Annotated in this window: 16 protein-coding genes and 1 pseudogene; 14 read left to right on the top strand and 3 right to left on the bottom strand. The window is 28.4% G+C overall.

The features are described from left to right. Nucleotides 1–266 precede the first annotated feature (266 nt). From L987_RS01920 to L987_RS01875, 10 genes are all read left to right on the top strand, one after another. Nucleotides 267–680 (top strand): hypothetical protein, encoded by a 414-nt coding sequence (locus L987_RS01920; protein ID WP_052190932.1) that lies wholly within the window; start codon nt 267–269, stop codon nt 678–680. Between the two features lie 89 nt (nt 681–769). Further along, nucleotides 770–970 carry a hypothetical protein gene (locus tag L987_RS01915; protein WP_047502649.1) on the top strand — a complete coding sequence of 67 codons (201 nt, stop codon included), beginning with the start codon at nt 770–772 and terminating at the stop codon, nt 968–970. 13 nt (nt 971–983) lie between these two features. Beyond that, on the top strand, nt 984–1,601 hold the full coding sequence (locus tag L987_RS01910) for a hypothetical protein (RefSeq protein WP_047502646.1): 618 nt from the start codon (nt 984–986) through the stop codon (nt 1,599–1,601). 11 nt (nt 1,602–1,612) lie between these two features. Beyond that, entirely contained in the window at nt 1,613–2,086 is a 474-nt protein-coding gene (locus tag L987_RS01905; protein WP_047502643.1) for a hypothetical protein, read from the top strand. Nucleotides 2,087–3,238: 1,152 nt separating this feature from the next. After that, nucleotides 3,239–3,712, top strand: coding sequence for a phage terminase small subunit P27 family (locus L987_RS01900; protein ID WP_047502640.1), 474 nt, complete (start codon nt 3,239–3,241; stop codon nt 3,710–3,712). Between the two features lie 41 nt (nt 3,713–3,753). Continuing rightward, a complete protein-coding gene (locus L987_RS01895; RefSeq protein WP_047502638.1) occupies nt 3,754–4,290 on the top strand; it encodes a hypothetical protein in 537 nt (178 codons plus the stop codon). After that, nucleotides 4,287–4,613: a hypothetical protein gene (locus L987_RS01890; protein ID WP_197050267.1), complete on the top strand. Its 327-nt coding sequence runs from the start codon at nt 4,287–4,289 to the stop codon at nt 4,611–4,613. The genes L987_RS01895 and L987_RS01890 overlap by 4 nt, the downstream gene beginning before the upstream one ends. Continuing rightward, nucleotides 4,610–4,948, top strand: a complete 339-nt coding sequence (locus L987_RS01885; RefSeq protein ID WP_047502635.1) for a hypothetical protein — start codon at nt 4,610–4,612, stop codon at nt 4,946–4,948. The genes L987_RS01890 and L987_RS01885 overlap by 4 nt, the downstream gene beginning before the upstream one ends. 255 nt (nt 4,949–5,203) lie before the next feature. Continuing rightward, the gene (locus tag L987_RS01880; RefSeq protein WP_047502632.1) at nt 5,204–6,256 is read left to right on the top strand and encodes an Abi family protein; all 1,053 of its coding nucleotides are present in this window, start codon (nt 5,204–5,206) and stop codon (nt 6,254–6,256) included. Between the two features lie 106 nt (nt 6,257–6,362). Next, a complete protein-coding gene (locus tag L987_RS01875) occupies nt 6,363–6,773 on the top strand; it encodes a YolD-like family protein (protein WP_047502629.1) in 411 nt (136 codons plus the stop codon). 28 nt (nt 6,774–6,801) lie between these two features. Here the strand turns inward: L987_RS01875 and L987_RS14000 are convergent, their stop codons facing one another. Next, complete coding sequence (locus L987_RS14000; RefSeq protein ID WP_047502627.1) at nt 6,802–7,500, bottom strand: hypothetical protein; 699 nt, start codon at nt 7,498–7,500, stop codon at nt 6,802–6,804. Between the two features lie 240 nt (nt 7,501–7,740). On the opposite strand from L987_RS14000, the gene fosB reads away from it, so the two are divergent. The 3 genes from fosB (at nt 7,741) to L987_RS01855 (ending at nt 9,494) form a co-directional block, all read left to right on the top strand. Then, complete coding sequence (gene fosB, locus L987_RS01865) at nt 7,741–8,160, top strand: FosB/FosD family fosfomycin resistance bacillithiol transferase (RefSeq protein ID WP_047502624.1); 420 nt, start codon at nt 7,741–7,743, stop codon at nt 8,158–8,160. Nucleotides 8,161–8,170: 10 nt separating this feature from the next. Next, a complete protein-coding gene (locus L987_RS01860; protein WP_047502621.1) occupies nt 8,171–8,713 on the top strand; it encodes a GNAT family N-acetyltransferase in 543 nt (180 codons plus the stop codon). A 208-nt stretch (nt 8,714–8,921) separates the two neighbouring features. Then, on the top strand, nt 8,922–9,494 hold the full coding sequence (locus tag L987_RS01855) for a hypothetical protein (RefSeq protein ID WP_047502618.1): 573 nt from the start codon (nt 8,922–8,924) through the stop codon (nt 9,492–9,494). Between the two features lie 306 nt (nt 9,495–9,800). On the opposite strand, the pseudogene L987_RS14325 reads toward L987_RS01855, so the two are convergent. Continuing rightward, a pseudogene (locus L987_RS14325) lies at nt 9,801–10,799 on the bottom strand (tyrosine-type recombinase/integrase); the annotation flags it as partial. A gap of 205 nt (nt 10,800–11,004) precedes the next feature. Between L987_RS14325 and L987_RS13995 the strand changes: the two are divergent. Beyond that, nucleotides 11,005–11,196 (top strand): hypothetical protein, encoded by a 192-nt coding sequence (locus L987_RS13995; RefSeq protein ID WP_225791497.1) that lies wholly within the window; start codon nt 11,005–11,007, stop codon nt 11,194–11,196. Nucleotides 11,197–11,561: 365 nt separating this feature from the next. On the opposite strand, the gene L987_RS01835 is transcribed toward L987_RS13995, so the two are convergent. Beyond that, nucleotides 11,562–11,963 carry a hypothetical protein gene (locus L987_RS01835; protein WP_047502612.1) on the bottom strand — a complete coding sequence of 134 codons (402 nt, stop codon included), beginning with the start codon at nt 11,961–11,963 and terminating at the stop codon, nt 11,562–11,564. Nucleotides 11,964–12,001 lie beyond the last annotated feature (38 nt).

Genomic DNA, 12,001 nt, shown 5'->3' with positions numbered 1-12,001 from the left:
TAAACCGTTGATACTACAGGGTTTATAGCTATTACTGTGCATGAATATTTAAAATTTCAAAAGTTAATATATAAATAACTAAAAGAAATAGGACATTAATAAATATGAAGTAATTTCTGAAATTCCATGCACTCGTGCACAGTAAAGCACCTAACCCCTTGCGAGAGTATGGTTTAGAAGTGAGTACGAACTGTGCATGTTGTGCACGAAGTGGCGTTTTTGTGCACGAACTAAGTTAAGTAAAGGACAAAAAGGAGATTAAGAAAATGAGATACCTATACAACAGTGGCAATAGATATGGAACAGTAACAACTAATAATAATGTACATCGTATGATTACAGAATATCCTCGTGAAGTATTTAATTTTACCGATGATGAACTACATCAATATATGGCAGATAACGATTTAGGCTTTAACGCAATTGATTTTAACGATATGACAATGCAGGAACTCGAAACAGTCTTAATGTGGTGTAAACAGTTAGAGCCTATAAAATCAGTTAATGAAAACTATTCTAGTTATAACTTAAAGCATATGTTTGAATGTGAGCCGTACGGTTTTTATATATCAAACAGTAACATGAAAGAAGCGATGGCATTAGCTGGATTTAAGCCTAAAAGTGCTGATGATCTAAATTGGTTTTATCCAATAAGTGAACGTAGTATCAAGAAACTTTAATAGTATATTCATTTAATTCTATGTAATTCCAAATTAATTAAAGATATTAGAGATTTTCTATATCTATAATATTTAAAGGGGATTTGCACATGTGGTATAGAGATGTGGTTAATCAAATTGTTGCAAGACTACCAACTAATATAAGTAATGTATCAGATAGTTATTTAGATACAGTAATCAAGCATTATGTATCTAAGCAAGATGATATTAATGAAATTAAACAAAGTATCAAAGATATGAAAAGTAGTAAAAAAATTAAAACATACAAAGATTTTATAACTAAAAAATAAGGGAGTTTTTTAAATGGCTAAAGTAAATGAAAAATCAATCGAAGTATTCAATAAGGTAATTGAACCAAAGGTAGAAAATAAGAAACATGTGGCACTGGAAAAGATTAAAGTAACTGACAAACTTAAAGAGTTTGATTATAAGATGTCTCACTACCGTGATGAAAACGACTATACAATGATTGCTTCACTTAAAAAGGAACAAGGCAAACTAGAAGATGAAATTGTAGCATTACATGAACAAAGTGAAGATGTGAATCATAAATTGTTAGATGAAGATATTAAATCATTTAACGATGCATACGATAAGGAAGTAAATGAATTACGTAATACGAATGACAAATTGATTCAAGAGTTCAATGATAAATTAAATGGTGCATATGAAGTATATGAAAAGATTGCAGCTAACAAAGTGGAAGCTATGCGTAGAGCAACAAGACGCAATTATTTGAACACAGCAATCAGTAATCCTGACCAATGGAGATTAAGTTTACAACGTAATACAAGTTTAGTTGATGATCCATTTAGAACTAATACAGACCCTAGAATAATAGCTAATAAATTTGAACAGAAGTTATTTAACATTAATGGTCGCGCAGATTCAGAATTTAACAACGGAAATAAAAAATGGTAGGGGGAATTTAAATGAGTTACACAGTTTTAAGTCCATTAGAACAAGATTACGCATTAGGGTTTGATGAAAAGAAAAATACTATTATTTTAAAACCACTATATTCAAATACGAAAGTTGGAATAGCTACGTCCGATGGTGTTGCAAATTCTAGTATTAATTATAAGAATGGTTCACTTACAAGAAGGGTGTTCAAAAACTTTAAAGATACTGACGGTATAAACATAGTATTGAATAACAGTGAGAATTCATTCGTTGCTAATAGTAAAGATAAGGGCGTGCTTACTGTTATTAATGAAGAATATATTGGCTTTGGTATTCAGGTGGATAAAGTTGAAGATAAAGGCGAAGGATTACAAGAATTAGTAGATATAGCCAAGAATAAAAAATCGGTATCAGTACAAAGCTATGCAAGTAAAATAGGGATGGATAATACAACGATAGGGAACATTGATAAGATAGAATTAATATCTGTTAATACAAAATAAATAACTTATAAAATAGTATTGTTATAATATGATTTATGTAGTATAATGTAAGTAGGTAGAAATCTACCATTGAATGCTTTATAAATCATTCAGTTAATTCTTCTGGTAACAATTTATTAAAACGCTTGTTCTTGAAAGTTGCACGTTTCCTTATACGCCATCATCACTTGTCCTACTCTTGTACTTGTGGTGGTGGCTATTTTAATATCAAGAGTTTGTGCATACTTATATAATTCAATAGACCATTCAGTCATCATATATAACTTATGATTGATGTGTGATTAACATATTGATATTGAACATAGTTAAAGCAAGAGAAAGAATATAAGTTGTTGTGATATTGATAATAGAAGTATTCAAGATAGAGAATATTATAAGTTGTATTGAATGATGAATAACAGATTGATTCATTGATGATTAAAGAATAAATAATTAGTTCAATAATGATATTGAGATAAGTAATTGTATTTAATTAAATGATTAGATCATATTAATCCTTTTACAATATCAATAGAAGATTGATTAAGTAAATAACTTTGATGAACATATTTAAAAGATAAATGATTTGTTCTTTTATTTGAAATTAAATTTAAAATAAATTATAAAAATAAAAATTAATAAACAATTATAAATAAACATTCAACATGAACATGAATACAAGAAGTATCTTCATACTAATTCATAGGTTAAATGCTAAATAGTGTTAATAGCTTTATAGCAAACAGTTTGCTAATACAAAGGTTATAAATTATTAAATAAGTATGATGTATTTAGAGGTTAAAAGAATCATATAATGTGGCTATTTGTAGATCTAAATAGAATCATGATAAATAACAAGTTACATGATGAATAAGACGATAAACACTTGAAAATCATACTTCATACAAGCCATTTAGAGCTTGTTTTAGAGCGTGTAACAACAGTGTGATAAAGGCGTTAAAAATAATAAATGCACGTCATTTTAGTGCTGCTATTACCAACTGAACAGCATCAATTTAAAAAAAGGGAGGCATCTATTAGCCCCCACTTGTTTTGAAGTTGTTTGTTATCGGTCGACAGGTAATCTCGCTAGAATGTTGAAAATGAAAGTTGAAAATGTGTAAAGAAAAGTAGCTTTACATAGTGGAAATAATTTAGAAAAGGGGAAATTGAATGGCTCAAAGAAAATTATTGTCGCAACAAAAGAGTAGATTAACTACAGAAGCACAAGAAAATAAACAAGCTACAGAAGAAGCATTACAGCAATTAACAAAACTACCAGCAGAACCACCAGAATGGTTAGATGATACAGCTACAAATGAATGGCATAGAATATTTCCTTTATTAGAAGAATTACCGATTGCCAGTTTAGATTTAGCGCTAGTTTCTGCATATTGCACAGCTTATTCAGATTATATCAATGCCACTATTCGTATGAAGAATGAAGATGCAATTATTGTCACTGAACGTGGTACAAAACTCAATCAAAACCATGCTATAAAAAGGGATGCATTATCGCAGTTAAATAGCATTGCGCCCAAATTAGGACTCACGATTGAATCAAGATTAAAGATATTAGATCCTTCAAAAGAAAAGACAAATGAGAAATCAGTTTTTGACATATTCGGTATGGATGATGATGAATAAAAAATAAATCTGTTTCATTATAAGAGTCTAGGAGGGCTACTATGAAATTAAAACGTTGTAAATCAGTTTTGTTGTATAAGGAAGAAATGAAAATTACTGAATACGAATTGTTAACTAGTTATAATCCTCAATTCATTAACAGTAAGATAAGAGCAATACAGGAACAAATCGATGCAATGTATCATTTAAACACGTCACATATGATGTGTGATGATGTAGCAGGCGTTATTACTGTTTCTTATCCATTAGAGAAATTAGTTATATGGATAATAGACCAAAAAGAAGAATTGAATCGTTTTAAAACTAATAGTACCAAGAAACTTAATTTATTAAAGAAACTTATCAGTAACTATACGGCAAAGGAACAAAATGAAGTGATGAGATACTTCAAATCTAATGGCAATAACAAGCCGATTAAGACGATTGATAAGTTACAGGTAGATTTATATAAAGTGCATCATCATAAGCGTTTAGAACGTAATAAACAACGTCAAAAAGAGAGTGGAATTATATATCAAAACTTTGTAGTAGAAGTTAAAGAATCCCTGAATAATGAGCGTGAGGAGTTGGTTGTGTGATTAAAAGTTTAGGAAAAGAAGATTATCCAATTTTAGAAAGATACATTCGAAACTACCGTAGTATGGTTGATACTTATAAGAATAAGCCTAGTGACATGAATGAACTTCAATATATGAATCTAGAATCAATTGTTAAGGGGATTACACAGGTGTATAACGATAGTGAAGTCAAAATACAGCAGATTATAAAGCTCACATGGTGGGATGATAAGAAGTATACAGATGAAGTGATTGCTGATGTAATAGGTGTGAGTGAGTTAACATTAAGACATGCTAGAGAGGTTATATTAAAACGTGTTGCAAAGGCAGTAGAATATATATGAAGTATGATAAAGCTACTGTAAAAAAATTTATATTAAACTACCATAAGACAATTGATAATAGCGAAACACTTGATGAAGATGTTGGAATAGATGACTTCTTTAATGTAAGTGATCAACCTGTAAATAATATGATAGATAATAGTAATTTTGAAGATGCGATATTTTTCAATGAATTAGAAACTATTGTTGAAAGGGTAGGAACTGATAGAGAGTTTTATTTGTTTCTACTGCTGTGTAAGGGAGTTAGTTATGAAAAGATAGGAAGTATATTTGATGTGCAGGCACAACGAGTTAGGCAGATGTTTAACCAGCTGTTGGATAAGTTGGCAAAATAAGTTGATAGGGTAGGCACTTATGTGCTTGCCCTATTTTTTTATTTTTTTCGAGAAAATATATTGACACAATATGTAGTGTTTTTTGTTTTTTTTATTTGCCTAAAACCTATTAATACATTTCGAAAAACAATATATAGTGGTTGCAAACCATAGTTTTAATTTATTTGAATATGTTATTATTGAAGTAAGCAATTAAGGCAAAGTGCCATGGCTCTACTTTATAAAGTAGGGCTTTTTTTTCGGAGTGATATAAATATGGGGTATAAAGAAAATTTTAATTTAAAATATACAAATTTTAATACATTATTCAAAAGTAATATAAAGATAATAGGAGATTTTTATAGAGACAAACCATATATATCTAAAAGTCATAGAATATTTCTTTTGAAACAGAGGGGTTTAAGTTTTAAAGATGAAAATAATGCGCACACTATTTTTCAAAATATCCCTTATTACAGATTAATAAACGGGTTTAAAGATACAATTTTAGAAAATAGAAATGAAGACTATTCTGGATTTTATTTTGAAGATTTGATTGATTTGTATGACTTTGATAGAGAAATAAGTTTGTTTCTGTTTAAATATATACAAATTTTCGAAGAATCATTATTAGCGACATTATCTAATGAAATCAGTTTGAACATTGGATATAAACAAAGTGATTATTTAAACAAAGCCAATTATAATTTAGGGAAGAAAACCATTAGTGGCAAAAGTGAACAAGATATTTTATTTCAAAATATAGATAAAATATTAGAGGATAACACAATACGACCTATAGTACATTATTCAAATATACATAAAAACATCCCACCTTGGATTTTATTTCAATATATGTCATTTGGTGATAAAAAGTACATGTATAAACTATGCAAAGAACAAGTTAAAAATTCAATATTATTACATTATTTCAATACTTCAAATGGCAATATTAAAGAGTTTATGGTTTATAGTTTAAATATAATGAACTGTTATAGAAATTGTGCAGCTCATGGAGAAGTCATTTCTAATAACGCGTTTTTGAATTTACCGAATCCCATTCATAAAAAAGCTTATGTTAATGCACTAAATTCTGAAAACTATAGATACAAGCATTATAACCATGGAATAGGTATTAATGGTATATTTTCATTAATTTTAGTATTAAACAGACTTTTTAGAAATAGATCTACAATTAAACCACAATTTATAAACGAATTGATTAGTATAGTAGATACATTTAAAAATAAAAACGCAAAACTATTTGATAAATTTTCACATAACACAAAGTTCCCAAAAAATTATAAAGTTTTGCTGAAAGATATCTAAAAATAATCACTCACCAACTGGTGGGTGTTTTTTTATGTCTATTTATATGTAATATACATCTTTACACATACGAACAAGTGTTCTATTATATTCATGAGGTGATTATATGAAACCAATCAATCCAGATGTACCAGATGAATATAAATATACAACCGACTACAGAGAGATACCTAGAGAGTATCTTAATCCACGTATACCAAAAGGGCGTGGAATCGTTAAGTGGCAAGCGTTTAAAACGTTGCCTGAACAATATGAGCAACTAGAACAATACATACAAGACCAAAATAAGATTGAAAAACCGATATTAGACGACGATCAATTGAATGAGCTTAACAATACATTAATTTTCAAAATGTATAACGACCCGTCAATTGAATTACGTTACTTCGAAAATGGATATATTAAAACTAAAGTAGGTTATATTCATAAAGTAGATGTTCATACAAAAACACTACATATGTATGAAGATACTGGAATGAGTGTTTTAAACTTAAAAGATATACTGGAGATAAAATAAAAAGGGCACAGTAGGGTGCCCTTGAATATTAATTAATTGGTTCTACTTCATCTAAAATTTCATCTTGCCTTTTTTCCATTGCCTCCATTTCTTCATCGCTGTATTCCTCATCACCGTACAATTTATCGGAAAGTCCAAAATATTCTTCTTGTAGTTTTTCTTCTTTAGCTTCTTGAGCTTTTTCTGCTTCTTGTTCTTTTGCACGTTCTTGTTGATAGAATCCTTCCATTTCATCAGAAGCATGTGCATCTGTTCCTTTATCGTTTTTTTCGTAGACTGATTCATCTTCGCCACTCTCAACTTTTAATGAACTTTCATATGCAGCACTGGCTGGGCCTTCCATAACATTTCCTTGAGGTATAACTCCGTTAGCTACAGCACTATTATATGCATTGATTTTTTTCATTTCGGAATAATTACCATATATAACAGACTCTAATACTGAACGGTCAGTTATGTTTGAAACATCAACTTCATTATTTTCTTGCGATTGAGGTGTTTCTTCTTTAGTTTGTTGTTCAGTGTTGTCATCTTGTGTAGCTACATCTTCATTAGAATTATCGTCCCGTTTGCTTTCTTTTTCTTCATCTTTCTTATCGTCTTTATTTTTTTCTTTTTCAGATGTTTTAGTTTCTTCTTTGTTGTCTTCTAACCTACTTTCTTCTTTATTCCCACATCCAGTTAATACTATGAAACTTGCCAATAATAAAAATAATACCTTTTTCATTCAACATTTCTCCCTTAAAAAAATAAATTATTAACTTAATTGTACTATATCTAAAAATTAAAAGAGATAACAAAAAGTTATGATTAAAAATATTATTTATGATTATACTTATATTAGATTTTGATAAAAAGATTAAGTAGCACTAACTGTTAAAGTGGTGTGATAATTTTAAGTAGTGGTTATTTTTGTATGAATTTATGTTAGAATATTCAGTAAAATAATTTTTTTAGGAGTATATATATGATTCAATCTATAAATCACGTGACCTATTCAGTGTCAGATATCAGTAAATCTATTAATTTTTATAAAAACATTTTAAAAGCAAAAATTTTAGTAGAAAGTGATAAGTCAGCTTATTTCTCATTGGGTGGTCTATGGTTAGCGCTTAATGAAGAAAAGGATATACCTAGAAATGAAATTCAATACTCGTATACGCATATAGCTTTTACAATTGATGAAAGTGAATTTGGTGAATGGCACCATTGGTTAAAAGATAACGATGTGAACATATTAGAAGGACGTAATAGAGATATAAGAGATAAACAATCAATATACTTTACTGATCCAGACGGCCACAAATTAGAATTACATACAGGTACATTACAAGATAGGTTAAATTATTATAAAGAAGAAAAGCCACATAAGAAATTTTATGAATAGGATGAAGTAGATGAAACAGACAATATTCGTGAATGACAACATAAAGTTAAGAGATGCGCTTGATGATGATGCAGAAGAATATTTTAAAATTCCATTTGATGAAGAACTATTGAAAATGTATGGTTCTGAAATGAATGTAAATAAAGAAAAGTCATTGGATAAAGCAAAGTTATTAGTTAATGAGATAAAGACTAACCCTTATGAATGGGCTGTTGAATATGAAGGAAAGTTTATTGGACAAGTTAGATTAACCATAGACGATGAAAATCATAAAGCAAAGTTTGCGATTGGTATATTCAATCCAAAATATTGGAATAAAGGAATTGGAACAAAGGTTTCAAATGCTATATTGAATTTCGGTTTTTCTGAATTAAAACTTCATAGAATATATTTGAAGGTACTTGCGTATAATAAAAGAGCTATTAAATCATATGAAAATGTGGGGTTTAAAGTTGAGGGTGAAGAAAGAGAAGGAGCTTATATTAATGGAAAATATGAAACTGATATTCACATGGGTATCTTAAAAAGCGAATATCAACAATCAAGCGTATAGTTATAAGCATACTCACTTCTCAATGCAGCACAGAGTGAATGTCAGAGTGAAAAATCATTAGTATTTGTCATGTTAAGATAAATACTTTGAATATAAACATGCAATTTAACAATATCTTAATGGTTTATTTCCTATGAAATAACATTGTTGAATAAATTTATTATTTAGCAGATAATTGAAGTAAATAAATTTTATGTAGGTGAAAAAAATGATAACGACTATATTAACTTCGGCAGTTATATCAGCCTTAGTAGGCGGCTCTTTTAATATTATAACTACTAAAAAAACAATAAAATCTCAAGTAGTATCAAAAGCTAGACATGAGTGGATACAGGAAGTTAGAAATTTAGTTAGTGAGTATTTATCTAAAACATATAATTTTTATATACTAATTATATTAAATGTAGATAATGAAACAATGATTTTAAATGAAAAGGACTATAAAATACTACAAGATAAACAATTAGAAATACAGAAATTGTCTGTCAAAATCAGGTTGTTTTTTGGAGAATATAAATATACCAAAACAGGTGAGGAAAAAGATAGCTTGAATATAGATTATAATAGTAAGATTAAAAAGATAGAAAGATTAACAGATGAAATAGAAACTATATTTCGTGAACGTACTTCTAAGGTAGAAGAAAGTGAAGAGGAAACAAAAGAAACTAGAGAAAGAGTTATAAAACTTAGAAAGGAGTTAGATTTATATATTGAAAACGTTACAGAATACACTTCGAAATATTTAAAAACAGAATGGGAGAAAACCAAAAATAATAAATAATTTCACACAATACGATAATATATACTAAATTATTGAATAAGTGTAGAGTGCACAAATTTATGTTGTTTTTGCAATTTTAACATTTTACACAGATGTACTAAGGCAATGTAAACATTGATATGACAATACTTATAGCAATTTCTAAATGTATACATAATCGCTTTAATCAACTCCCGCCGTCTCCACTATATAGTCTGCAACCCTTGTGGTTGTAGGCTTTTTATTTTTGTTGCATAGAAAGTGCACAGATAATACACAACAAATAAAAAACACCCTAAAATAAGGGGTGCTAGTTTTGCATATCATTTATTGAAAACGTTTAATTGTTTTTTTGATATTGCTTATTACTATTACTACATTAATTATTAAAATAGTTATAGAAAAAGATATTGAAAAAGTTATTAAGGAGTTTGAACCAAAGTCTAGTAAGTAATTTAATAAAAAAATTAAAAATATTATAATTAAACTTAAAATGGTAATGAAAAGTAAAGCTGTTATTAATAGTGATAAAGCTAGTTTTTGATTTTTTAACTTAAAAAGGTTCATTAAATCAAATTTACTTGTATTGTTTTTGGAATAATATTCAAGTTCAATTCCATCTAAATCATTGATATTTATTAAAACACGATTATAGCTTTTGGGAGAATCATAAGAACATATATATTTGTCTTTATACCGTTGTAATATATAGAGATTTCTATTAGTATTAAAATAATTATTAACAAAATAATTAGATTTGCTTTTCAAATCACCCATTGTCAAGCTTATATATATTATTAAAATAATTAGAATTATTGAAGTAACAACTGTAACATAGGTATAGCGATCTTTTGGATTAGCTATTATTTTTGTTGGGTTAATATTATAATGGTCAGCTAATTCAAGTGAAATTAACAAAATTAAAATAGTGCTAATGAAAAGGACTACTAATAAATTGATAATTTTTCCAACAGCAAATAACTGATTAATTTCAGTGACTTTTAAGTAACGATCTCTTGATATAGCAATTATAGTAAAGACTATGCCAATTACTATTGAAGCTGTCACTTTACCGTGATAGTCCGTTTTGTTTATATGGATATAATCATCGTCAAAGTTTATATCTTCCCATGTGAGTGCTCTAATCTCGCCCTTACGTGCGCCACTATAAAATAACAATTTGAAGAACAGTTTTTGTTGTATTGTAGGTAATATACCATAGAATTGATTAAATTGCTCTAACGTCCAATAATTTAAACGTTTTTGTATTTCAATTTCAAAGTTGCCTACTAACAATGCAACATTACGACCTAGATCATGATACTTTATAGTTATATCAAAACTTTGTAGTAGAAGTTAAAGAATCGCTAAATAATGAGCGTGAGGAGTTGGTCGTGTGATCAAAAGTTTAAGTAAAGAAGATTATCCAATTTTAGAATGATACATGCGCAACTATCATAGTATGGTTGATACTTATAAGCATAAGCCTAGCGACATGGATGAATTACAATATATGAACCTATAATCAATTGTGAAAGGCATTACAAAGGTGTATAACGAAAGTGAAGTTAAAATACAGCAGGTTATAAAGCTCACATGGTGGGATGATAAGAAGTATACAGATGAAGTGATTGCCGATGTAATAGGTGTTAGTGAGTTAACATTAAGACATGTTAGAGAGGTAATATTAAAGCGTGTTGCAAAGGCAGTAGAATATATATGAAGTATGATAAAGCTACTGTTAAAGAATTTATATTAAACTACCACAAGACAATAGAGAATAACGATATACGTGATGAAGATGTTGGTATAGATGACTTCTTTAATGTGAGTGATTAGCCAGTAAATAATGTAATAGATAATAACAATTTTGAAGACGCGATATTTTTCAATGAATTAGAAACTATAGTAGAAAGAGTAGGGACGGATAAAGAGTTTTGTTTGTTCCTACTACTTTGTAAAGGCGTTAGTTATGAAAAGATAGGAAGTATATTTGATGTGCAGGCACAACGAGTTAGGCAGATGTTTAATGCGTTGTTGGATAAGTTGGAATGAAAAAAGGGCTATTTTAAAGCCCTTTTTAAGTTACTATCTTTCATTAATTATGAAGTAAATGAATATAGTGATTATTATTAGCATAATCAAAGTACCAATAAATGGTACAGAGCTTAAAGATAATGTTGCAATGATAAAACCAATAGAAATTAATATTTGAAAAATCGCCGTAAGTGAAAAATCGCCCTTTAATATCAAATATGAGAAAAAAATAGTGGCACATAGTAATACTAAAGTAATAAAAATAAGACCTAAGATGCTTAAAGTTCCACTAAGATAACCGTCAACAAATAAATTTTTAATTTTTACTTTTGCACCATATTGAGAAACAAATGAATCAGCAGTAGATTTCAAAGTAAAAAATAAAAAGACTGAAATAATCAGTGTAATAAAGTTCCAAGCACTTTTTTTAATATCTTCTAAAATTTCATCCAAGTAAATCCCTCCAAATATTTTTATAAATAATTTATCAT

Origin of the sequence: Staphylococcus sp. ZWU0021 (genome assembly GCF_000798895.1) — a bacterium.
Taxonomy (GTDB): Bacteria; Bacillota; Bacilli; order Staphylococcales; family Staphylococcaceae; genus Staphylococcus; species Staphylococcus saprophyticus.
Note: the sequence above shows the minus strand (reverse complement) of the source record. Positions and strands in the feature narration are given on the sequence as shown.

Excerpts from the sequence above, each read along its gene's own strand:
- L987_RS01920 (WP_052190932.1), top strand. The coding sequence starts at position 267 with ATGAGATACCTATACAACAGTGGCAATAGATATGGAACAGTAACAACT.
- L987_RS01915 (WP_047502649.1), top strand. The coding sequence starts at position 770 with ATGTGGTATAGAGATGTGGTTAATCAAATTGTTGCAAGACTACCAACT.
- L987_RS01910 (WP_047502646.1), top strand. The coding sequence starts at position 984 with ATGGCTAAAGTAAATGAAAAATCAATCGAAGTATTCAATAAGGTAATT.
- L987_RS01905 (WP_047502643.1), top strand. The coding sequence starts at position 1,613 with ATGAGTTACACAGTTTTAAGTCCATTAGAACAAGATTACGCATTAGGG.
- L987_RS01900 (WP_047502640.1), top strand. The coding sequence starts at position 3,239 with ATGGCTCAAAGAAAATTATTGTCGCAACAAAAGAGTAGATTAACTACA.
- L987_RS01895 (WP_047502638.1), top strand. The coding sequence starts at position 3,754 with ATGAAATTAAAACGTTGTAAATCAGTTTTGTTGTATAAGGAAGAAATG.
- L987_RS01885 (WP_047502635.1), top strand. The coding sequence starts at position 4,610 with ATGAAGTATGATAAAGCTACTGTAAAAAAATTTATATTAAACTACCAT.
- L987_RS01880 (WP_047502632.1), top strand. The coding sequence starts at position 5,204 with ATGGGGTATAAAGAAAATTTTAATTTAAAATATACAAATTTTAATACA.
- L987_RS01875 (WP_047502629.1), top strand. The coding sequence starts at position 6,363 with ATGAAACCAATCAATCCAGATGTACCAGATGAATATAAATATACAACC.
- L987_RS14000 (WP_047502627.1), bottom strand. The coding sequence starts at position 7,500 with ATGAAAAAGGTATTATTTTTATTATTGGCAAGTTTCATAGTATTAACT.
- fosB (WP_047502624.1), top strand. The coding sequence starts at position 7,741 with ATGATTCAATCTATAAATCACGTGACCTATTCAGTGTCAGATATCAGT.
- L987_RS01860 (WP_047502621.1), top strand. The coding sequence starts at position 8,171 with ATGAAACAGACAATATTCGTGAATGACAACATAAAGTTAAGAGATGCG.
- L987_RS01855 (WP_047502618.1), top strand. The coding sequence starts at position 8,922 with ATGATAACGACTATATTAACTTCGGCAGTTATATCAGCCTTAGTAGGC.